General features: G+C 60.4%; 20 protein-coding genes. 9 read left to right on the plus strand and 11 right to left on the minus strand.

Annotation, left to right across the window (positions count from 1 at the left end; genetic code table 11):
* Positions 1-425: 425 nt before the first annotated feature.
* From LB533_RS25755 to LB533_RS25770, 4 genes are all read left to right on the plus strand, one after another.
* Positions 426-4,721: a beta strand repeat-containing protein gene (locus LB533_RS25755; protein WP_224678481.1), complete on the plus strand. Its 4,296-nt coding sequence runs from the start codon at positions 426-428 to the stop codon at positions 4,719-4,721.
* 322 nt (positions 4,722-5,043) lie between these two features.
* Positions 5,044-5,286, plus strand: a complete 243-nt coding sequence (locus LB533_RS25760) for a hypothetical protein (RefSeq protein WP_224678482.1) — start codon at positions 5,044-5,046, stop codon at positions 5,284-5,286.
* A gap of 32 nt (positions 5,287-5,318) precedes the next feature.
* Positions 5,319-5,492 carry a hypothetical protein gene (locus tag LB533_RS25765; RefSeq protein ID WP_224678483.1) on the plus strand — a complete coding sequence of 58 codons (174 nt, stop codon included), beginning with the start codon at positions 5,319-5,321 and terminating at the stop codon, positions 5,490-5,492.
* Positions 5,489-5,848: a hypothetical protein gene (locus LB533_RS25770; RefSeq protein WP_224678484.1), complete on the plus strand. Its 360-nt coding sequence runs from the start codon at positions 5,489-5,491 to the stop codon at positions 5,846-5,848. The genes LB533_RS25765 and LB533_RS25770 overlap by 4 nt, the downstream gene beginning before the upstream one ends.
* 13 nt (positions 5,849-5,861) lie before the next feature.
* Here the strand turns inward: LB533_RS25770 and LB533_RS25775 are convergent, their stop codons facing one another.
* The 4 genes from LB533_RS25775 to LB533_RS25790 are packed head-to-tail and all read right to left on the minus strand — an operon-like array spanning position 5,862 to position 9,178.
* Entirely contained in the window at positions 5,862-6,158 is a 297-nt protein-coding gene (locus LB533_RS25775) for a hypothetical protein (protein WP_224678485.1), read from the minus strand.
* A 53-nt stretch (positions 6,159-6,211) separates the two neighbouring features.
* Entirely contained in the window at positions 6,212-6,793 is a 582-nt protein-coding gene (locus LB533_RS25780; RefSeq protein WP_224678486.1) for a hypothetical protein, read from the minus strand.
* Positions 6,793-7,554, minus strand: a complete 762-nt coding sequence (locus LB533_RS25785) for a J domain-containing protein (protein ID WP_224678488.1) — start codon at positions 7,552-7,554, stop codon at positions 6,793-6,795. Before LB533_RS25785 ends, LB533_RS25780 begins: the two co-directional genes overlap by 1 nt.
* 10 nt (positions 7,555-7,564) lie before the next feature.
* Positions 7,565-9,178 (minus strand): type IV secretory system conjugative DNA transfer family protein, encoded by a 1,614-nt coding sequence (locus LB533_RS25790; RefSeq protein ID WP_224678489.1) that lies wholly within the window; start codon positions 9,176-9,178, stop codon positions 7,565-7,567.
* Between the two features lie 190 nt (positions 9,179-9,368).
* Here LB533_RS25790 and LB533_RS25795 point away from each other — a divergent pair, with 190 nt between their 5' ends.
* From LB533_RS25795 to LB533_RS25810, 4 genes are all read left to right on the plus strand, one after another.
* A complete protein-coding gene (locus tag LB533_RS25795; RefSeq protein ID WP_224678490.1) occupies positions 9,369-10,169 on the plus strand; it encodes a hypothetical protein in 801 nt (266 codons plus the stop codon).
* Positions 10,166-10,516, plus strand: a complete 351-nt coding sequence (locus LB533_RS25800) for an ankyrin repeat domain-containing protein (protein WP_224678491.1) — start codon at positions 10,166-10,168, stop codon at positions 10,514-10,516. Before LB533_RS25795 ends, LB533_RS25800 begins: the two co-directional genes overlap by 4 nt.
* A gap of 323 nt (positions 10,517-10,839) precedes the next feature.
* On the plus strand, positions 10,840-11,193 hold the full coding sequence (locus LB533_RS25805) for a plasmid mobilization protein (protein ID WP_411970907.1): 354 nt from the start codon (positions 10,840-10,842) through the stop codon (positions 11,191-11,193).
* Positions 11,190-12,629, plus strand: coding sequence for a relaxase/mobilization nuclease domain-containing protein (locus LB533_RS25810; protein ID WP_224678493.1), 1,440 nt, complete (start codon positions 11,190-11,192; stop codon positions 12,627-12,629). The genes LB533_RS25805 and LB533_RS25810 overlap by 4 nt, the downstream gene beginning before the upstream one ends.
* Positions 12,630-12,703: 74 nt before the next feature.
* On the opposite strand, the gene LB533_RS25815 is transcribed toward LB533_RS25810, so the two are convergent.
* From LB533_RS25815 to LB533_RS25825, 3 genes are all read right to left on the minus strand, one after another.
* Positions 12,704-13,168: a hypothetical protein gene (locus LB533_RS25815; protein ID WP_224678494.1), complete on the minus strand. Its 465-nt coding sequence runs from the start codon at positions 13,166-13,168 to the stop codon at positions 12,704-12,706.
* A 417-nt stretch (positions 13,169-13,585) separates the two neighbouring features.
* Entirely contained in the window at positions 13,586-14,287 is a 702-nt protein-coding gene (locus LB533_RS25820) for a haloacid dehalogenase type II (RefSeq protein ID WP_224678495.1), read from the minus strand.
* A gap of 175 nt (positions 14,288-14,462) precedes the next feature.
* A complete protein-coding gene (locus LB533_RS25825) occupies positions 14,463-14,924 on the minus strand; it encodes a cupin domain-containing protein (RefSeq protein WP_224678496.1) in 462 nt (153 codons plus the stop codon).
* Positions 14,925-15,051: 127 nt separating this feature from the next.
* Here LB533_RS25825 and LB533_RS25830 point away from each other — a divergent pair, with 127 nt between their 5' ends.
* A complete protein-coding gene (locus LB533_RS25830) occupies positions 15,052-16,584 on the plus strand; it encodes a winged helix-turn-helix domain-containing tetratricopeptide repeat protein (RefSeq protein ID WP_224678497.1) in 1,533 nt (510 codons plus the stop codon).
* 17 nt (positions 16,585-16,601) lie between these two features.
* Here LB533_RS25830 and LB533_RS25835 read toward each other — a convergent pair whose 3' ends face one another.
* From LB533_RS25835 to LB533_RS25850, 4 genes are all read right to left on the minus strand, one after another.
* Positions 16,602-17,402, minus strand: coding sequence for a class I SAM-dependent methyltransferase (locus LB533_RS25835; RefSeq protein WP_224678498.1), 801 nt, complete (start codon positions 17,400-17,402; stop codon positions 16,602-16,604).
* A gap of 289 nt (positions 17,403-17,691) precedes the next feature.
* Positions 17,692-18,204, minus strand: coding sequence for a RidA family protein (locus LB533_RS25840; RefSeq protein ID WP_224678499.1), 513 nt, complete (start codon positions 18,202-18,204; stop codon positions 17,692-17,694).
* A gap of 90 nt (positions 18,205-18,294) precedes the next feature.
* Positions 18,295-18,708 (minus strand): c-type cytochrome, encoded by a 414-nt coding sequence (locus tag LB533_RS25845; RefSeq protein ID WP_224678500.1) that lies wholly within the window; start codon positions 18,706-18,708, stop codon positions 18,295-18,297.
* Positions 18,709-18,757: 49 nt separating this feature from the next.
* Positions 18,758-20,359, minus strand: coding sequence for a flavin monoamine oxidase family protein (locus LB533_RS25850; RefSeq protein ID WP_224678501.1), 1,602 nt, complete (start codon positions 20,357-20,359; stop codon positions 18,758-18,760).
* Between the last annotated feature and the right edge of the window lie 242 nt (positions 20,360-20,601).

Raw genomic sequence — 20,601 nt, forward strand, 5'->3', positions numbered from 1 at the left:
TACGTTGGGTGCTTCTTTTTCAATTCATGCCCTTGACGCTCTGTTCTTCTTTTTCATCACATTCTATTCGGAGGTCAAAATGACCGAAAAAAGTTATCTAGTCGTTGTTGTCGTTCTATCACCGCTAATCAACATGATAATTCTGCAGTCGATTTTGCAGGTCGATGTGGTGTCTCGCGTCACTGCGCTGCTTATTCCCCAAATTTTCTTCCCGCTTATTGCGCTTCTATGTCAGATCCCTCTTTTAGTATCTCTCTATCGCCTAGGGGCCAACAAAAAGATAACGCATCTTCAGTTTGGCCTCGGAGTTACATGTTCGCTTTTAATTTATTCACCGGTACTCATTGTCGAATATTTCTATTCGGCGTGCTTGTTATTCAGCGACTGCCATAAATTATAGAAACTTATTTAGAAGGATTGCATCAATGACCGCAGCTATTTACATCGCAACTAAATCTGACGGAACACAGCACACCTACTGGGTATTTGATCCAGATGGTAATCCCTACAGCGGTGACGAAAAAATCATTCGGGGCGGACTCCCGCATCTCAACAGCTCGGATTACGTAATTGAAATTGACCGCGACATTGCGGATTCGAGAGACGCTCTTGATGGAGACGATCCATACAGCAACAGATATTACACGACGGTCACTTCCGGTAGTCTTCTAATTGTTCAAGCAGTTTGGGACGATATGGTCAGCGCGGCAACTGCATTGGGCACCTCGATAAGTGATCCGGATTATGCAGGTCAAAGCGTAACCAAACTAGCGGAAGATACTTACTGGATTCCGGCACCCGACTGCCACACCCTCACCAGCACGCTCGGCGACGCAGGCGGAATCGACACGTTAGCGAACCTGCCAAAAATTGGCGGCGACGTTGGATCGGGAGAACGGACCTCGGAATGGCATTATCCAGGAATCAATGCACGCTTAATTTCGACCGGTGACAGCACTGTCGCGCTTAACCCAGAAATCAAAGCATACTTCGACCAAGGAGGCGCAGACAATTACACCCTCGATCCGTCCACCCTTGGGCTCGGGCAGACGATCAACATTTTCGAGGATTCAGATACGGGGACAGTGGACAAAATTACTCTTCTAAACGTCGATCCGGCCGATGTTCACGTTGTTCGCGGGCCCAACGGATACCTCGACATTTTTATTGAAGGTCGCAATACGCCAATCGTGACGATACCGGGCCAGTTCGATGGCAGTGGCGTACCAAAGATCAATACGCTCATCGTAGAACCTCCTGTTGGATCGCCGACGTCAGTTCCTCTCGTCGACCCTGACAATATCCCGCTTTACACACCTGTGCCGCTTCCAGCCTTGATTTCCGGGGAAATCCAACCCGCTTTCACCTCGGCAATTTCAGCATCAAGCCCGCTCGTCATCGACCTATCGTCGGCGCATACAGGCGTAACTCTTACTTCCTGGAACGCTTCAACCACAGAGACATTCTTTGACCTGAATGACAACGGCTTTGCCGTTCAGACGGCGTGGGTGAGCGGTGATAGCGGCCTGCTTGCGCGCGACCTCAACAGCAATGGCATGATTGACTCGTCGGCGGAGCTCTTTGGCTCGCCTACCGTTGACGGGTTCGCGAAGCTTGCGGCGCTCGACTCCAACCATGATCTGCGCATCGACAACAACGATGCCGATTGGAGCACGCTTGTCGTCTGGACAGACGATAACGGGGATGCTGTTACTCAAAGCGGAGAGCTTCATTCGCTCACCTCGCTTGGCATCGCGAATATCGATCTCGCGGGCGTCGCCTCGTCAACGTCCACGATCTCGGGCAACCCGATCAGCCACACGAGCAAGGTGACTTTCACAGGCGGCGCGACGGCGACGATTGCGGATGCCTGGTTCGTCCACGACAACACGAATTCCTATTACGCGGGCGATTACACGCTTGATGTCGAAACCCTGTTCCTGCCGACGCTGCGCGGCTACGGTAAAATCCCCGATCTCACGATTGCGATGAGCCAGGATTCTGATTTGAAGGACTTGGTTGCGAATTTTGTCGCTGGTTTTTCCCTCGATAGTTTCGTGGATAGTACGAACTTAAAATCCGACATCGAGGAAATATTGCTGAAGTGGGCAGGCGTTGATGGGATAGACCCTGATAGTCGAGGTAACTATTTCGACGCGCGGAAACTCGAATTTCTCGAAAGTATACTAGGAACAGACTTCTACCAGATCAAATTGCATACTCCGGACCCTACGCCGGGAGCGGTTCTCAGCCTTACGCCCGCCTACAGTGCGGCCGTCGATATGTTTGCCGCGGACCTTATGGTCCAGGCGGGAGGATTTGCGCTTTTCAGCGCCCCCGTGACCTACAATGTGGCAACCGGCGAGATCGAAGGCACCGCAGTGCTCTCCAGTGATGCGCTCGATTATCTAACGACAATCGCGCCAGCTCCGGGTGCTGACAATAATGCCTTCTGGGAGCTAATCCTTCGCTTTATAGATCGCGTTGAAGGTATCGACAATCTAACGATCACGGAGACAGGTTGGCTGGAGGACGCGCTCGCAGATACCGACGTCAATCTCAGCATCAACACAATACGCCACATCATTGACCCGACTTTCGGCGTCTACAATAGCATCAGCGGAACCAATGGCGACGACACGCTCAACGGTGGACTTGATAAGGATGAGATCGTAGCAATCGGCGGCAATGACACCGTCCATGGGAATGGCGGAAACGACATTATCGATGGCGGCCTCGGCAACAACACGCTGTATGGAGATGCCGGGAACGACGACATCACGGCAAGCTCCGGGAACGACACGATCTATGGCGGCGACGGCGACGACATAATTCATGCCTATCAGGGCACCAACATCATTGGCGGCGGCACTGGCGGGAACACTCTGGCCGCAGGCTCTGATGGCGACACGTACATCTATGAAGGTGGACAAGACCTGATCATCGATCAAGGCGGAACCGATCACATCACACTGCCCTCTGGCATCACCCTGGGTAATCTTTCGTTCGCACGCGTATCAAGTCAGGGCTCGATCACCACATTTAATGACCTCCTAATTTCAATAGACGGCATCGCCGCAATACAAGTTCAAACGAACTTCAGCGGAAGCAGCCTGTCGTATGGGAACATCGAGAGCATCGTCTTTGCCGACACTTCAACGCTAAATCTGACCACGATTACGACACCCGACATCTATCTGACGGGTGGCAACGATTCCTTCGGTCTCAGCAACTCTGCGAGCTACACGGTCTATGGCAATGAAGGCAACGACTCGATCACAACGGGAGGCGCGGGAGCGCACACCATAGATGGCGGGCTTGGTAACGATGCTATGGCGGGCGGAAGCGGAAACGACACTTATCTGGCGAGCGAAGGCATCGACACCATCACTGATACTTTTGGCGGGAGCGACACAATTATAATTCCAGCCGAGTACAATCTAAGCGACATCACATTCTATAGGGTCAACAATGCGAGCGGCCCTACCAGCAATCTTGGTATTCTAATTGCAGATTTTGGTGAGATCATCATCAGCGGGCAGTTTTTGAATTCAACGGCCGCAGTCGAAAATCTTTATTTTTTGTCGGACAGCAGCTCGGTATCACTAACGAACCTGTCGATCACAACGCTTGGCACGTCCGGCAACAACAACTTGACCGTGCCGACCGTGAATGCAGGAACAAACGACATATTCGATGGCCGCGAGGGCGACGATACCATGGCAGGTGGCAGCGGGGACGATACCTACATTTTCTCTGCCGGACATGACACAATCAATGACTCAGCGGGCACTGACACGATACGCGTTCGGGAGAGCTATGCACCGTCCGACGTAACTATCGTCTTCGTGCAAAGCGGTTCGAGTGACAAGCACCTCCAACTCACCGATCCAGATGGAAATACTATTCTCGTCTACAATCATACGAACGCCGCAGGTACTTCCGTCGAGCATGTTGTCTTTGGCGACACCACCGTCTGGACACTGAGCACCATGGAAATCGAAACGCATGGCACTTCCGGCAACGACTCCTACCTATTCGGGCATGACATCGGTGACGCCTCCAGCAACGATACAATTTATGGCTACGCAGGCAATGATGTTCTGAAGGGTGAAAACGGTGATGATCTGCTCTACGGCGGCGATGGCACAGACACAATCTATGCGATGACGGGCTATGACATTGCCCACGGCGACGATGGGAATGACACCATAACCGGCGACTCCCACGCAACCCTATATGGCGACGCAGGAGACGACTACCTCGGAAATGGAGCAGCGAGCGGGTCGGCAGCATCGACCCTCGTGACCATGTACGGGGGTGACGGAGCGGATTCGCTCCACGGCGGATACGGCCAAACCATTATGAAAGGAGGTGCCGGTGCCGATACGCTCGTTGGTTTCAGCTCCGGGAAGGACACCTTCTCATTCGATTCATCCGCGTTCGGTGCGGTTGATACGATCTCAAGTTTTCAGACGGCAGGTGCCAACCCCGACAAGATCGACATCTCTGATATTCTCGACGGTTACTACCATCCAGGAACAGATGTAATTACGAATTTTGTGCAGATCACGACAAACGGGAGCAATTCAAAGCTCTATGTCGACGCGACAGGCAGCGCAACGTTCGGAACGGCTCAGCACATTGCTTCCATCCAGGGTGTAACCGGTCTTACTGATGAGGAAGCTCTCGTAACCGCCGGGACTCTTTTGGCGGCTTAGGCAAGGGTCGCAGGCTATAAGATTTCCTTCGCTGCCGCTCTGGCGGCTGAGTGAAATGCTCGCGGAGTAGCCCTGTCTCTGGCCGTGAACGCTGCGGTGCCAGCCTTTCCGCTGAGAAGGCTCGACTTTTACGCCGTGACCTGACAGGGCGCGCTCCCGATTCAATTCCAAGCCCTTGGGGTTCTGAAAGCGTTTCCCCGCCTTCCGTGCTGCGCGTGTGCAGGCGGGAGATGCCCCTCCCGTTCAGAAGACTGTGAACCGCTCCCTTTGCCGCCCTGTCTTCGGTTGGGCGTGTCGAACCATTCAGCAAAAGGAGCAAATCATGGCACGCAGCTACAATCACAAGGCAGCCAACAACAAGGCTCGCGAAACCAAAGCCCCCGCATTCATCGCGTGGCACGTCGCGGAAAAAGCCGACAGCAAGTCCTTCTGGACCCGCATCGGCGCGGCCTGGGATCACGACGACGGCAAGGGCTTCACCTTGCAGCTCGATCTGGTTCCCGTCTCAGGCGGACGCATTGTCCTCCGCACTCCCGCGGAAGCAACCGAGGAGAGAGGCGCGTAAGCGCCTCTCTTCCCTTCGCGGAGGACATTGCAATGACCAGGTATATCGTGACCTTCACAGAGCTGCGCCATTACGAGATGGCCGTCGAAGCCGACGACGAGAAAAGCGCCATCGAACGCGCCAGGAGCGCACCCGAGAATCCGGTCTGGATTGCGGTTGAGCTTGACCGTTACGAGGCGACGCCCATCGCGGGAGGCACAGGATGAGGGCGCTTCTCGCGCCACGGCCTCTCACCGAGGCCGACCGCATCGCCGGTTTCCGGCGCGCGACATGCAGCATGGCGGGCGCACGGGAGCGCTGGCGAGAGCGGGCAAGGACAGGACTTTCCAATCAGGAGCCTGCTGAAGCTCTTGCTTATGAGCTCGGCATTTTTGGCGGATGCGGTGGCCCTGATTGCCTGTCGCTCACGTATAAGGGCGCTGGCCTGAAAATCTGGATAAGCTGGGAAACCCATAACAGCTACCAGATGAAGCCGACCTTCTCAGGCGGGACGACCATCGCAATGGCACGGCTCATTTACGGCGTAAAAGACCCTTATGAGGTTCAGCTCGCACTGTTTTAGAATGGCAGGAACCTTATACGCCGTGCTCGTCAGCGGCGCTACGGTAAGGATAGATCGTCAGCTCGTTCGCATCGTTGATGCGGACGGGCTGGCCGTTCTCGTCAACCACGGTGAGGTAAATGGTGGCGAACTTCGCCCGGTAGCCGCTTTGGTATTCTTGCATCTTTCGCGCAGCGTCGATCAAGCCCTCGCGCAGCTCGTCCATGCCGAGCGGTGCATTGTCTTTGCCCCGTATCTTGATCTTGAGGGAACTGCTCTCGTCCTTCACTGAAGGCAGCTTGCCGCCACCTTTTCTGTATCGTGGAGCCATCCCTTATTGTACGCGCCCGCAGATCAGTGGCGCTAGAAAATTCGCCAGTATCTTCACCACTTGCGATGCGTCAGCAGGCCCCCGTTGCCCGCCTTGGGCAGCGCTGGTCTTTTTAGGCCCGCTTGAGGCTTTGCGTATCCGCCACCGCCCGAGTTCGCCTGCACGCTGCGCAGCTTGCCGATCTCGCCTACAGAGCCGCAGCCGGGCTCGCATGTGTGATACATGCGCCCATCACCGGCTTGCCGGACCTTCGCCTGACAGGAGTTCTGGCCGCATGCGCAATGGACGAAGCTGCCGCTACCGCAGCAAGGGCAGCGCCAGGCAGCGAATGAAAACTCATTCGCATCGAAGCTGCGCAGGGCGGGACGAGAAATAGGAGATGGCGCGGCTATTGTCACGCCGATCTTCTCAATCTTCGCAACCGCGAATTTTTCGGCGGCGCTCGCGCGGTCGAACAAGGCGCAGAATGGCTCTCCCGTTTTCGCGCAGACGAAGTCTAAGCGGCAGGATTCAAGCTTGCCGGAAGCTCTTCGGAATTCTGCGACTTTGCGGTCGAAATCCGCTTTCGTCGCAAGCTCGGAGGAAGCCGCTTTCGCTGGTAACGCGGCAGGCTTCAATGTCAGCCAGTTTTTCATCATTTCCATCCTTTGCGCGCTTTGATGATCTCGCGCGCTTCGTTGATTTGCGAGGCAAAGACGTTGGGTCCGATGACATCGGGATGCACCGCCTTCATGAGTTCAAGAAAGCGCGTCTTGAGCTGCGCTTGCGTGAGGGCTTCAGGGCTTAGACCAAGGGTGCGGCAGGCAAGCGCGAACTTGTCGACAGGCTCAGGCTTGAGTTCCTCTTCTTCGCGCACAGTCTCGTCGTCTCGTGCATCTGCCCTATCGCCGCCTTCAAAGGCGCGAAGAAACTCTTCGAAGCTTGCATAGTCACCGCGCACTTCTTCGTAGAGGCGACGCAGCTCGATGCGTTGCCGCCTGCGCTCAAACATGGGCGCAAGGTAACGCGCATGAAACCATGACCCTGCGATGCGCACAGGTAGAAGGGAGAGCGCGAGCGCGGATTTGAGCGCCGTCTGCCCATGGTCGACGGCACCCGTCAGAAGCCTTTCAAGCAAGGAAACCGCGCGGCGCACGAGCCATTCGATTCCCGCGAAGGCGAGCGTGAGAAGCCGCGCGGACACGAGGACGATGGCGGCGAACGCCGCATATGAAAGGCCTACGAACAGCGCGAATATGGCTATCCGAACGGCCATATTGTCGGCGGCAGGGAGTCTGAAATCGAGCCAGGCAAGCAGCTGGCCCGAGAACCCCATGCTCATGAAAACGCCGATGAAAATCGTCCAGAATCCGCCCCGGTCGTTGCCGCTCTCGGCCTTCAGTTTCATGCCAGCCATATCGGCGCTCCTATTCCCCGTATCCAAGATTGACGGCGAACCACGAACAGCCCCGCCCTCGTGATGTTTCCTGCGTCGTGTAATCAAGCGCGCCGTGTGTCGTGAGGTAGGTGCACACGGCTTTTTGCCGCGATCTTCCGATGACTGGCTCCGCCGAAATGCCGAGGCCGAGCGCATTCGCGAGCCAGAAGCAAAGGAGAGCCATGACGACAGGAGACGGCCCGGCGAGCCATGCGCACAGGCGCATGCCGAGTCCCTGGGCCGTCCAGTAGGGCACGCGCGTATCGAGAGCAGGTGTGCTCGCCTGATAAGGGTTCTGGTTGAAATGTCCCCGCAGGCCGGGCCGCTGCCAATATTCCGTCTTGCGCAGGAGGAGAGGCTTCAGATTGTCGACGAAGACAATCTGCGACTTGCTTTCGATGTGCATGACCTCTTCGATGGTCGCGAGACGGCGCTGCGCGTGCGACGTTGAAGCGCCGCCAGGCGTTTGGGTCGTCACCTCTATAGTGCCGTCACCGCAGAGCTCGGAGATATATTGCGCCGTCTCAAGATCGCTCGCGCCAATAAACTGCTTAAGGCCTGCGTTCGATATGAACGTCTGCCAGTTCTGACCGTAAAGCTGCTTGAGCTGACCGAGGTTCTGGATGACAGGCCACAGCCACACCCGGTATTTGCGGAGCGTCGCGAGCCCGCCCGCGATGCGGTCCATCCTCTTCAGCGCAGGGAACTCGTCCATGACGAAGAGCACGCGTCCGCGAGAAAGGGGCTCTCTTTGCATCGTCCACAGGGCACAGCCGACGATGAGCCGGGCATACGCCGCGTGGGTTTCAAGATATTCGAGCGGAATGACGACCGAAACGACGCAGCCGGACAACCGGCCATTTGTTCCCGTGCCCTTGAGCTCGGAAAGTTGCGCCGTTGAAGTTGCGAGCGCGCGCTGCATCACAGGGTCTTCGATGAAGTTCGTATCCTGCTTCATTGTCGAAAGGATTGCCGAAAACTCCTCCGTCGCCTGCGCCTCGCGCCGTTCGAGCTGCGTTGCTTCGCGTTCGATGATGCCACCAGCAGCAGTGTTGCCTTTCATGGCTGTGAGGAGACGTTCCCATTCGGCGGGACCAGCCGAGATGTATTTCCGCAATGTAAGCAGCGTCTGCCGTTCGGCGGGTTCGCTCGTCATGATGTGCATGAGGAAGGCGCGGATGCCGCTCCGCGCTTCTTCTTTAAAATAGGCAGAGGAGCCGCTCTCGGTCCCTGTCCGGGTCACGATCATGTCGGCGATGAGCTCGGCATCGCTTGAAAACGTCTCGCTAAGAGGGTCGAGGATTCCAAGCGGATTGATGCTGTGTGAAGGCAGCGACCATGGCGCAGCCGTATGCATTCCCCAGGGATTGAGGCAATGAAAGCCGTAGCCTTTCTCGCGCCATGCGCGAGCCGCGATGGCCGTGTTCTCCCCGCCAGGGTCAATCAGGAATATCCAGGGATGCTGGAGAAGATTAGGGATGATGGCAGAAGTGCCCTTGCCGGAGCCGGTTGGGGCGACGGTCAGAATATGGCCCGAGCCGCGGTAGTAGACGGGGAGCTGGCCGGTCCAGTCGCCCAGCATGAGGCCGCTCTTGCGGAACATGCCCTTACGGCTCGCCACCCATGGCGCGAGCCAGTCGGCAGAGCCGAATGTCGTAGGGCGTTCCTTGCTCCGCCATCCCCAGATGGCGGCACCCGCGACACCCGCCGCAATATATGCAAGAGTTATCTTATCCATAGCCGCATAGTGGAAGCGGCGGCCCTGAAGGTCTTGGCCAAGGATTGGTCAGATTATGAATGATGCGCAGGCAGCAACACGGAAGCGAGCGGCCCGAAAGACCCAGTTCAATCTGGCAGACCGGGAGCGGCTTCGCGCGGCGCTGCGAAGCTACATGCAGCAAAACCGGATAGGCGTGCCCGCGCTTCAGCTGCGCATCGCGGACGCGACGGACAGGCCGCCCGACCTTCTACCCTTGAAGACGTTACAGCGTTTCTTGGCGGATTGCGGGCGGACGAACGATGCCTTCCTGCAACCCTGTTTCCAGTTCGCCCAGACCCTGCCGGCGGCAGGGAAAACGGAAGACTTCGCACGCGAACTCGCGGGGTTTTTTGGTCTTCAGGCACTCCATTGTCCAACGGACGAAGGAGGCACGTCAAAGAGCGCGCCGGTTCGGCTTAGCGGGCGTTACAGAGTTTCGGCGAAGCGCCGCGAAAGAAAGGTACGAGTTTTCGAAAGTGACGAAACCGAATACACGCTCGGCTACTCGACATGCGCGGTTGAAGGGGACGATCCGGCCCGATTTTCGTTCCGGGAAGAGGTGTTCAATCCTGGAATGGTCGACCCGGTTCCAGCGAACGGCACGCGGCATAGCTTCGAAGGCGCGCTACTCATTTTTGACCCTCTCGTATTTGTCGTCGCGAAAAACCTCCTCACCCGGCTGCCGCGTGCCTATTGGCTGCGTGAGTTCGAAGGAGGAACGCTCATGGGATACGGAATGGAAGCCGCGTTCCTTCACGAACTGGAGATCGCGCGGCCATACAGCGACCCGGTCGATTTCTCGTTCGAGCGGATTGATGAGGAGGAGGCGTCGTGAACGCAAAGGCTTCACGTAGCGCGCGGAAGGGAGACAGCGCAGGAACGGCGCGGCTCAACGCGGACCTTCTGCAAGCCGCCTATCTCGGCGATCTATCCAGCGTCGCACGCGCCATCGATGATGGAGCGGACATTGATTGCGTGCATGAGCAGACAGGATTGAACCCCCTGCATATCGCCGTAGGCACAAACAACCTCGCGCTTACAAAATTTTTTATCGACGCAGGAGCCCTTATCGGTCCGGACAGGTCTGGTCGATGGCCGACTGTGATCGCGGCGGAATGCAGAGCCGATGAAAATCTTTGCGACTACATCGTTGAAGAGGAAGCAAAACTGCTTGCGCGTTAAGTGGCCAGAGTTTGACCAACGAACGAAACAGTGCTATTTTCAATTACTTCTGCGATCTGGTTGCGTCCGCTTGAGCCGATACAACCTTTACTTGTTTGTAAATCTTCCCGCCTACAATCAGAAAAAGAGTCGTTAGTGCGGATTACAAGATGTGCGCGGAGAGTCCGCGCAATCTTGGCAGGGGGCTTCTTGAAGCCAGCCCCCGTTGCATCCCCCGCATGATCGGCAGCTCCCAGGCATCGAGCCGGTAACTGCCGAAGCAGCGTTTCGTCGCTGCAACACGACCAATGAAGCGCGTCATTGGATGCGCGGTTAGGGCGGGCATGTCGCGGAGTGGGTCCGATACGAGACAGCGTCAGCTGACGCTCTCTGCACGTTTCAACGTCGCGGAGGCCGAGGCGATACGGCTGATGGCCGATCGCACCGGCACGAGCGTTGCCTCCGTCATCCGCTCGGCGACATTGAACGTGCCCGTCCCGCGACAATCACGCCGCCCTACGGTGAACCATCAGGCGGCTGCCCGCATTCTCGGCGAACTTGGCCGCATCGCGGACACGCTGCGTGCCGCTGCGGCGGCTGGCGGTATCGACCCTAACGAGCCTCACGTTGCCGCCGCGTTCCGCGATCTCGCCGAGATGCGCACCGTCTGCTTTCTAGCCATGGGCCGAGAGCCATGATCTTGAAAGGCAACCAGCGCGCAGGCGGGGCTGATCTTGCGAGCCACCTTCAGAACGAGTTCGACAACGAGCTTGTCGAGGTGGCCGAGATCAGGGGCACGGTCGCACAGGATTTGCACGGCGCGTTCGGCGAGTACGAGGCCATTGCCGCGGGTACGCGGTGCAAGGAGCCTCTTTACAGCCTCTCGATCAATCCGTCCGCGCCGATCTCCCGCGACCAGTACCGGGCCGCCATTGACCGCATTGAGCAGGGCCTCGGGCTCAGCGGCCAGGCTCGTGCTGTGGTGTTTCATGTCAAGCACGGGCGCGAGCACTGCCATGTCGTCTGGTCGCGAATAGACACCGCGAAGATGCGCGCGGTGCAGCTCTCTCACGACCGCCAGAAGCTCCGTACCCTTGCGCGCGAGCTTGCCCATGAGTTCGGCCTTCCGCTCCCCGAAGGGCTTGCGCGAGATGCGGGCCAGGACCGCCAGCGCAAGAAGGACATGACCCTTCAGGAGAAGGCGCAGGCCGACGCGACGGGGATTACTCCCCGCGAGCGCCGTGCAGAAATCACGGATGCGTTCCGCAGGTCGGATAGTGCGACCGCGTTCCGGGCAGCGCTGAAAGAGAAAGGCTATGTCCTTGCCCGCGGCGACAAGCGCGGATTTGTGGTCGTCGACCGTTTCGGCAAGGTGCATAGCCTTGCCCGCCAGATTGATGGCGTGCGCACGCGCGAGCTGGATGACAAGCTCGCCCCGCTTGCGTCCGGGACAATCCCCTCCGTGGACGAAGCTGTTATGGCTGTACGGCGGGAAGCCTCAGATATCGAGCCCCTCGTTGACGCGCGTGTTGCGCCACGCATGGCCGAGCTTTCAGGGAAACTCGACATCCGTCAGGCCGAGCGCCGCAAAAAGCTCGACCTCCGCAAGCAGGAACTGGATATCGTTCAGGGCGGCGAGCGCATGTCTCTTCACGCGGCCCATAAATCGGAGGCAGGCAAACCCTTCGCGCGGGTCGCGGGAGCTATCTTTGCGCTGCTTGACCGGGTACCCGGCCTTCGTTCGGTCATTGCGCCGCTTCGTCGGAATGCAAAGATCAATCCTGCTGAGCGTCATCGCATTGAGTGCGAGGCGCTGGAGCGCCGTCATCAACGCGAGCATTTCATGCACGAGCGGCGGCGCAAGGCGTTGGCCCGCCTCGAAGCCCGTGAAAGGCGGTCGCTGGAAACAACCGTTCGGCGGCAGTTACGCGCCGCCGAGAGCCTGCAAACCGAGAAGTGGCAGGCTCGCAAAAGGCAGCTTGAGGTGAATAAGCTCGATCTGACAGTTCCAGCCGAAGGTCTCAGCGCGCCCGCAAAGGACGATGGCTGGAAAAAGAGAACGAAGGGCCTTGGCCACAACAAAGGACAGAGGCAGGATGGTCCAAAAGGCTATCGTTACAAGCGGGAGGAATAATGCCTGGAAAACGTTCAGCAGGTGCCGGAGGGGGCACAATGTTGCAGCCAGATCAGGCCGCGTCTTAATGCCGCTTATTCATCGGTCGTTTGTCCCGGCGCCTCAGGCGTCCCATCCGGCCGCAACCGGGTACCGACAAAATGGACGCCGGGTTCGCCCGGTTCTGGATTGAACACGAGCTGAATACGGCTGCGGAGATCATCACCGGCAATCTCAAGCAGCCGCCGGACTGCGGCATTCATCGCTGACGCGGTTGGCCATCCCAGTGTCCCAGATTGATTTTCGTCGTCTGTGATGCAGATAGTCACGATCCGCCGCGAAGCAGTTTCGCTTTCCTGCTTGAGCATGTGCAGAACCCAATGAGCAGCATGGTTTTGCAAATCGATGAGCCGGTACAGAAACCGCAGCGCTTCGTCGCTCGGAGCGGCAGTTCCATGCGACCAAGCGGCGACTGTCTCGTAGGGCATCTTGTGCAGGGAAGCCGATTCGACTTCCGAAAGCCCGCTCGACTGGAGAAGAAGGCCATAAAGGCTCGTCATCGCTGCTCCATAGTTCGCCCGTGGTAAATCCTAATTCCTTTGGGGCTGGTCAGTCGCTTTCGCCCACTCAATCACCTTGCTCGGAGTCGTCGCCGGAAGCGATGGCCGCATTCCCATTTGTGCTTCAGCCCACTCATCCCGTCGTCGAGGCAGCGCATATGCATGCGCCACCCGAGGTTCAGCGCCTCGCCGAGGGTTTCCACCGCCATGTGGGCAGGGTCGCGCCTCGCTCGCATACTGGATTATAGAGCAATCACAAGCATATACGAGTTCCCAGTTTCATCCTCTGTGGCGCGCCAACTCACTAGGGTCCGTTCCGGACACATAGGTTACGGTTTATACCGGAGACATGGGTAACACTTTTGGCCCGAAGGGCTTTGGAGGGGTTCGAGCCTACGCGCCCAACCCTCCGATATCCTAAATCCACCCAGCCGCCTCAAAAAACCCCGGCACATCATCCAGCCCGCGCGCCACCGCGTCCGGCTCATAACCCGCTGGCGGGCGCCGCCCTGTCCCGCGATCGACCCATACCGCGCGAAAATGCAGGTCGCGGGCGGCGGTCAGGTCGAGATGCGGGCTGGCGCAGATGTGGACCAGCTCGTCCCTGGTCACGCCGAGGGTGCGCCAGGCGTGTTCGAAGATCTGCCGTGACGGCTTGTAGGCCTGCGCCTGTTGCGCCGTGATGACCCGGTCGATGGCGCCGCCCAGCTGCGCGACATTGTCGGCGATGATGGCGTCGTCGGTGTTGGAGATGATCGCCAGCTTGAAGCCGGCCTGCTTCAGCTTTTGCAGCGTCGCGACGACTTCCGGGAAGGGCGGCATGCGGCCGATCGAGGATGTCAGCAGTTCGGCGTCGCCGGCTTCCGCTTCCAGCGAAAAGTCGCGCATCGCCAGATGCAGCGCTTTCGCCGTCACTTCGGCGAAGGAGAGGTGCGGCTTGGTATGCTCGAGCTGGTGTTCGTGCCGGTCATAGACCGGGATGAATGTCTCCGGCTCGATCCTGCGGCCCTTGCGCGACAGGATCGTCTCCATCGCCGCCATCAGCCCTTCATCCCACTGGATCAGCGTGCCGTAGCAGTCGAAAGTAAGCCAAGTCGGGCGCGGTCCGCTAAGTGCCATTCGGGAACCCTTTGCGAAAGACGTCGGAATCCCGAGGGAGATTAGACCACTGCGCGCTTTTATCCAGATGCAGGGTTCTCCGCATTGCACGGCCGTGGAGATCATCTTTGCCGTGTCATCGCAGGCGCCGGGGGCCGCTTGCATCGGAAGCAGGCCGATTATGGACCAATCACGCCTACGTGCTCGTCGTCAGGGTGGAGAGCTGCTCGGTGTCGTAGCGGTTCCGCAGTTCGGCGAGCGCCTTCGGGTCCGGGGAGCCCTTTACGGCGAGCCTCGCAAGCTCTTCGAAATAGTGCTCATGGCCGGGCGGCGAGACGGTCATCAGCACGCGGGCCGGTTTTTCGCCGACATTGGTGATGTTATGCTGCACGCCAGGCGGAATGAACAGGAAGGTGCCAGGCGTCGCCCGGATCACCTGCGCGCCGACGTGCCAGACACATTCGCCGTCAAGCACATAGAAGGTTTCTTCCTGCACGCGATGGACATGCAGGCCGGTGGCGAAGCCGGCCGGTATGGTCCAGTCGAACATGCTCGTGTGTCTGGTATCCCCGCCGGTGACGAGGAACACCATCGGCTGGCCACGCAGCATGACCCCCTTGTTCTCGTCGGGCATCCGGATGACAGGGGCGGCGCTCATTTGATCCTCCATCGGTTCGCTGCTTTTTCCCGCAGCCACCGGCACAGAATGCCTCTACCCGGCCGGCCAGTCGTGAAGCCGTTGCGAAATCATTGCGAAAAGATTGCAAACGGTATCTCCTTCGGGAATGGCAACAAGCCTCGCCTTTGGCCCCTTTCGCATCGACGGCGAAGCCGGGATCCTGTTCCACGGCGACCAGCCGACGCCGCTCGGCCAACGGGCCGTCGCGCTGCTGGCGCTGCTTGTGGAACGCACGGGCAAGCCGGTTCCCAAGCAGGCGCTGATCGACGCCGCATGGCCGGGCCAAGCGATCGAGGACAGCAACCTGACGGTGCAGATCGCGGCGGCCAGGCGCATGCTGGAGAGCACGGCCGGCGGCGGAAGCTGGATCGAGACGCTGCCGCGGCACGGCTATCGTTATGTCGGGCCCGAAGTCGCGATCGGTGGTCTGGGCCCCGAGGCGGCAACGCTGACATGGCCCGGCAAGCCTTCGATCGCGGTTCTGCCGTTCTCGAACCTGAGCGGCGAACAGGATTATTTCGCCGACGGCATCGTCGACGACATCATCACCGGCCTGGCGCGCATCAACTGGCTGTTCGTCATCGCGCGCAACTCCTCCTTCACCTATAAGGGGCGCGCGATGGACGTGAAGCAGGTCGGCCGCGAGCTCGGCGTCCGCTATGTGCTCGAAGGCAGCGTGCGCAGGGCCGGCGGCAGCGTGCGCGTGACCGGCCAGATGATCGACACCTCGACCGGCGCCCACATATGGGCCGAGCGCTTCGACCGCGCCTCCGCCGATATTTTCGCGCTCCAGGATGAGATCGCGCTGGCGGCTGTCGGCGCGATCGCGCCCAGCCTGCGGCGTGTCGAAATCGAGAGGGTGAGGCGCAAGCGCCCCGACAGTCTCGATGCCTACGATCTCGTGCTGCGCGCCCAGCCGGACGTGGATTCCGGCATGCCCGAGCGGGTGACGCAGGCGCTTGTGCTGCTCGAACGCGCCATCGAACTCGAGCCAACCTATGCGCTTGCCCACGGCAACGCCGCCATGTGCCACCATTGCCTCTTCCTTCGCGCCGGCCTGCAGGAAGCCGATCGGGAGGCTTCGATACGCCACGCCCGCCTGGCCATCCTGCACGGACAGGACGACGCGGCCGCGCTTACCCTTGCGGGGTTTTCGATCGGCATGGATGGACATGACCGCAAGGCCGCCTTCACAGCCCTGGAAGCCGCGCTTGCCGTCAGCCCCTCATCCGCCCTGACCTATATTCTGGGCAGCGTCATCCTCGGCTGGAGCGGCGAAGCGGAGCAGGCCATCGAGTGGAGCGAGCGCGGGATGCGGCTCAGCCCCTTCGATCCATGGGCTTTCGCCGCCTTCGATGCCCAGGCGATGAGCCATTTGCTGCGCGGCCGCTATGACGAGGCCTGCCGTGCCGCATACAGGTCCGTTCAGGCCAACCCCGCCCACAGCATCACCTATGTGCAGTTGGCCGCCGCTTTGGCCAAGCTCGGTCGGCTGGATGAGGCGGCGGCGGCAGCGGCGCGGGTGCGTGAGCTGCACCCGACGTTTCGCTACGGTCGCCAGTTCGCGGCCGTGAACTGCGCCCCGGCGCTCGCGCACTGCCTCGGCGATGCGCTGCAGGCCGCCGGTTTGCCGCAATAGCGCGGCTCTCAGCCCCTTTACCGCACCACACCTCTGCAAGCCCAGGCCACACTCGCGAACGACCGCGCTCCATCCGGCCGGCCGGCCTCGTAGGCATCGCGGACGGCGCCCTCGATGCGCGTCCGCTCGGCTGGGTCGAGCGTCATCATGTATTTACCGAGCGGCCCTTCGCCGGCGCCGATCGGCGCCCAGTAGTCGTCGAAATCCCGGTAGTCCATGCGGATCATCAGCTCGGTTTCGGTGACGTCGGCCAGGTCCTGCTCGATAAAGGTTCGCTTCATTTCGCCGGGCTGCATCATCGGCTGGAAGCAATAGCGGCTGCGCATCTGGCGGCCGCCTTCGCTGAGCGCGGCCGCCGTGTCGATCATCATGCGCATGCCGGGCATGCCGCCGAGATGGTCCCACACGACGGCTGCGACCACGCCGCCCGGCCGCACCACGCGGCGCATTTCGCCCACCGCCTTGCCGGCCTCCGGCACGAAATGAAGTACGAGCAGCGCCAGCGCGCGGTCGAACGCATTGTCGGCGAACGGCAGAGCGGTGGCGTCGCCCTGCTGGATCTCGATGCGCGGATCGCTGTTGCGCGCCTTCGCCGCCTCGACGAAGACAGGCGAAAAATCGATCGCCGCGATCGCCGAGAGGTCGGCGGATTTCGCCAGCTCGAAGGTCAGGCTGCCGGTGCCGCAGCCGACATCGAGGATCTTTTCGCCGGTGCCGAGCCCGGCGAAGTCGATGAATTTGGGCGCGAGCTTGCGGCTCCAGCGACCCATGAGCTGCTCATATCCGGATGCGTCATGAACGGTGAAACTTGAGGTCATCTCGCTCTCCCTGCGCTGAAGAAGGCGAGGCTAGAGCAATTCCGGGAAAACTGTGAGGCGGTTTTCCGTCCGCGGTCGCGCAACCTGCCTTCGACGAATGGCTAGTGCTTGGGCGCGGGCTCCGCGCGGTTTAGCCCTCACTGGCGGGTCAACATCGCCCAGCTCCGCCTTTCGGTGGGTGCCCGGGCGAGCGAGGCCGCTTCGACCGCGCCGGTTCCCAGCCCGCCAGATCCGCGCCTCCCCAGCCCGGTAGGCATCCTGGCGCAACGGGCTGGCTGAACGCCCGGCTTCAGGGCCGCACGGCGGTCACTTCGATTTCGACCAGGAAGCCGGGGCCGGCAAGGCCCGCAACCTGCACCACCGAACGCGTCGGCAGGTTCGGCTGGTCCTTGGTGCCGAAAAACTTGGTGTAGCCTTTCATGAAGCCGGCAAAATCCATCTTGCCGCCCTTGGCGGGATCGCCGACCAGGAAGACCTGCATCTTGACGACGTCGCCCATCTTCAGGCCGAGATCGGCCAGCGTCTTGTCGATCGACTTCAGCACCGAGCCGGTCTGGGCCTCGGTGTCGCCATAGGCCGCGACCGTCGCCTTGTCGGCCTTCTCGTCGATGACCGACGGCACGGCGCCGCTGAGATAGACCGTGGTCTTGCCGGCCGGCACCTCGACGGCGCGCAGGATCGGAAAATCCGAATTCGGAATCTTGTGGCGAACGACGTCGTCGGCCAAGGCCGCGCCGGCAGCCAGCATTCCCGCCGCCAGCACGGTGACCCCGATCCATGATTTCCCGATCGATGGTTTCATGACCCGTTTCCTTCTGTTCGAGAGGGCGGCGAGCGCCGGAATGCCCGCCGCGCGGTTTGCGTTGCCGCATGTGCGGTCGACATCCGCAAATCAGCGGACATCCTTCACGTCCTGCGCCGTCACGGCATCCTTGTAGTCGTTGCCGAAATGCGTCCTGACATAGTTGACCACGGCCGCGACCTGGTCGTCGCTCATCATCTGCCCCACCGGCGGCATGCCGTTTTGCCCGTGCAGGACGAGGCTTACGGGATAGCCGCCGGTCTCCAGGTTCTTGTTCTTGGCCAGCGCCGGATAGTGGCCGGCGCCGACCGCGCCTTGCCCCTTGTCCAGGTGGCAGGCGGCGCAGACATTGGCATAGAGCCCCGCGCCGTCCTTTTCGGTGAAATTATCGCCCTGGCTGAATGTGACGCCGGCCGAATCGGCGAACGCGCCGGGGGCCGTGAACGCCATGGCGACGGCCATGGCGGCGATGAGACCGCTGGATCTTTTGAAGGAGCTGCTCATGATGGGATGCCTCGCGGGATACGGGGTGAACGAAGGGATCGGCATGGCCTCATCCCTGCATGACGCGCTGGTGCAGGCGGGTGATGGCGTTGAGCGAGGACAGGATCGCGCCCTCCTGCCAGGCGGGAATGTAGGAGGCATGCTCGCCGGCCAGCACGATGCGGCCGTCGATCTGGCACAGATTGTCGTAGTGCTCCTTGCGCGCCTCTTCAGTCCAGTCGCCCGCGCAGCCAAGCGTGAAGGGCGAGCGGTGCCATGCCCAGGAAACGCCGGTCTCGAACTCCTGCTTGTATTGCGGGTGGAGCTGCGCGCCGTATTCCACCGCCTTCTGCACGCGCTCCTGCGGGGTCATGGCGGTGAATTCGTAGGAGTTCGGTCCGTTCCATGTGTAGCAGCCGAGCAGCACGCCCTTGCCGCCGGCGTTGAAGCCGGTGCTGGGATAGGAGATCTGCGAGATCGGCAGGTTGGTGTAGCTGACGCCGCCGAAGATCGATTCGTCCTCCTCCCAGAAACGGCGCTTCATCTGCAGGCCGACCTTGACCGAGGACGCATAGGGCACCGCCCCGATCGCCGCCTGCATGGCGCCGCCGACCTGGATTTCGATCTGGCTGAGGATGGTGAGCGGAATGGTGCACACGCACCAGTCGGCGCTGGCCTCCTGCGCGGTGCCGGGGTTTCTCGCGTCCTCATAGGTCACCGTCACGCCCTTGTCGTTCTGGGCGATCTTGGTGACCTTGGCATTATAGGTGATAAGGTCGCCGACCTGCTTGGCGAAGGCTTCGCCAATCCTGCCCATGCCGCCGACCGGCTGGAACATGGTGGTCTGGAATTCGTAGAGCGAGAAGTTGGCGAGGCTGCCCCACAGGCGCGAATTCAGCACGTCGGACGCGCCGATGACCTGACCCGCCGCCGGCTCGGCGCCGATGCCGCCGCCCGGCTCCTTCTCGTAGCCGCGGAATTCGGCGGTCGTGAGGCTGGATTTGTAGCTGTAGTCCTTGTCCAGCGCCCCCCAGGACTGCAGCGCCTCGAGCAGCACCTCCTGGTCCTCCTTGGAGACGAGCCCCTCCAGCTGGCCCTTCCTGGCCACCTTGGCCAGCAGCTCCGAAGTGTGACCCTTGAAGTCCGTCTCGATCTCGCGCACGCGTTTGGGCTTGCCGCCGAAGGCCTCCGTCGAGTGCAGCAGGGCGTTGTGGTTGGTCTGCTGGAACGGCTCCAGCGTCACCCCGAGCCTCCGGCAATAGGCCAGCAGCCCGTTGTGATGGTAGGGGATGCGCCAAGGGCCGGGATTGAGGTAGAGCCCCTCATCGAACTCGCATTTCTGCGTGTAGCCGCCGAGTTCGGTAACGGTGTCGCCGCCGCGTATCGTCCAGTTGCGGCCGCCGGCGCGGGCATTGTATTCAAGGATCTTCACCTTGTAGCCGGCCTGGCGCAGTTCCAGCGCCGCCAGCATGCCGGCCAGGCCGGCGCCCAGGACGAGCACCGAAGCGCCCTTCGGGTCGCCTTCGAGCTTGATCGGTCCCTCGTAATCGGACTCTGCCGCCAGCCCCATGCTGGTCATGGCCTGGTACATTGCGGCGCTGCCCGCCGTGATGCCGATCATTTTGAGAAGGTCGCGCCGGCGCATGCCGGCAAGGGATTGTTCGAGCTGCATGTTCGTCTCCTCGATCAGCGGCACGCCGCGATCCGCCGCCTGTTGCCCCCGCAAGCTCGAGGCGAGCCCCGGTGGACGACGCAAGGCTATGCCTGCAATCCAGTCCGTTCAACCAACACGCCGCGCTTGGAACAAATGTCCTCGAACCTTGGCGCAATAGGGCTCTCGCGGCGTCGCTGGCCGGCATTTTTCACGCCTTCGCGGCCTCGGGGCCGGCGGCCCGACCGCTTGCTGTGCCAATT

This window comes from Mesorhizobium sp. BR1-1-13 (assembly GCF_020165515.1).
Taxonomy (GTDB): Bacteria; Pseudomonadota; Alphaproteobacteria; order Rhizobiales; family Rhizobiaceae; genus Mesorhizobium.

What these genes read in the sequence shown, in the direction of transcription:
- LB533_RS25785 (WP_224678488.1), bottom strand. Translation starts at nt 7,554, where the DNA reads ATGGCTGGCATGAAACTGAAGGCCGAGAGCGGCAACGACCGGGGCGGA.
- LB533_RS25825 (WP_224678496.1), bottom strand. Translation starts at nt 14,924, where the DNA reads ATGAGCGCCGCCCCTGTCATCCGGATGCCCGACGAGAACAAGGGGGTC.
- LB533_RS25820 (WP_224678495.1), bottom strand. Translation starts at nt 14,287, where the DNA reads ATGGCACTTAGCGGACCGCGCCCGACTTGGCTTACTTTCGACTGCTAC.
- LB533_RS25770 (WP_224678484.1), top strand. Translation starts at nt 5,489, where the DNA reads ATGAGGGCGCTTCTCGCGCCACGGCCTCTCACCGAGGCCGACCGCATC.
- LB533_RS25810 (WP_224678493.1), top strand. Translation starts at nt 11,190, where the DNA reads ATGATCTTGAAAGGCAACCAGCGCGCAGGCGGGGCTGATCTTGCGAGC.
- LB533_RS25830 (WP_224678497.1), top strand. Translation starts at nt 15,052, where the DNA reads ATGGCAACAAGCCTCGCCTTTGGCCCCTTTCGCATCGACGGCGAAGCC.
- LB533_RS25755 (WP_224678481.1), top strand. Translation starts at nt 426, where the DNA reads ATGACCGCAGCTATTTACATCGCAACTAAATCTGACGGAACACAGCAC.
- LB533_RS25840 (WP_224678499.1), bottom strand. Translation starts at nt 18,204, where the DNA reads ATGAAACCATCGATCGGGAAATCATGGATCGGGGTCACCGTGCTGGCG.
- LB533_RS25775 (WP_224678485.1), bottom strand. Translation starts at nt 6,158, where the DNA reads ATGGCTCCACGATACAGAAAAGGTGGCGGCAAGCTGCCTTCAGTGAAG.
- LB533_RS25780 (WP_224678486.1), bottom strand. Translation starts at nt 6,793, where the DNA reads ATGAAAAACTGGCTGACATTGAAGCCTGCCGCGTTACCAGCGAAAGCG.
- LB533_RS25815 (WP_224678494.1), bottom strand. Translation starts at nt 13,168, where the DNA reads ATGACGAGCCTTTATGGCCTTCTTCTCCAGTCGAGCGGGCTTTCGGAA.
- LB533_RS25845 (WP_224678500.1), bottom strand. Translation starts at nt 18,708, where the DNA reads ATGAGCAGCTCCTTCAAAAGATCCAGCGGTCTCATCGCCGCCATGGCC.
- LB533_RS25835 (WP_224678498.1), bottom strand. Translation starts at nt 17,402, where the DNA reads ATGACCTCAAGTTTCACCGTTCATGACGCATCCGGATATGAGCAGCTC.
- LB533_RS25850 (WP_224678501.1), bottom strand. Translation starts at nt 20,359, where the DNA reads ATGCAGCTCGAACAATCCCTTGCCGGCATGCGCCGGCGCGACCTTCTC.
- LB533_RS25760 (WP_224678482.1), top strand. Translation starts at nt 5,044, where the DNA reads ATGGCACGCAGCTACAATCACAAGGCAGCCAACAACAAGGCTCGCGAA.
- LB533_RS25765 (WP_224678483.1), top strand. Translation starts at nt 5,319, where the DNA reads ATGACCAGGTATATCGTGACCTTCACAGAGCTGCGCCATTACGAGATG.
- LB533_RS25795 (WP_224678490.1), top strand. Translation starts at nt 9,369, where the DNA reads ATGAATGATGCGCAGGCAGCAACACGGAAGCGAGCGGCCCGAAAGACC.
- LB533_RS25790 (WP_224678489.1), bottom strand. Translation starts at nt 9,178, where the DNA reads ATGTTCCGCAAGAGCGGCCTCATGCTGGGCGACTGGACCGGCCAGCTC.
- LB533_RS25805 (WP_411970907.1), top strand. Translation starts at nt 10,840, where the DNA reads ATGTCGCGGAGTGGGTCCGATACGAGACAGCGTCAGCTGACGCTCTCT.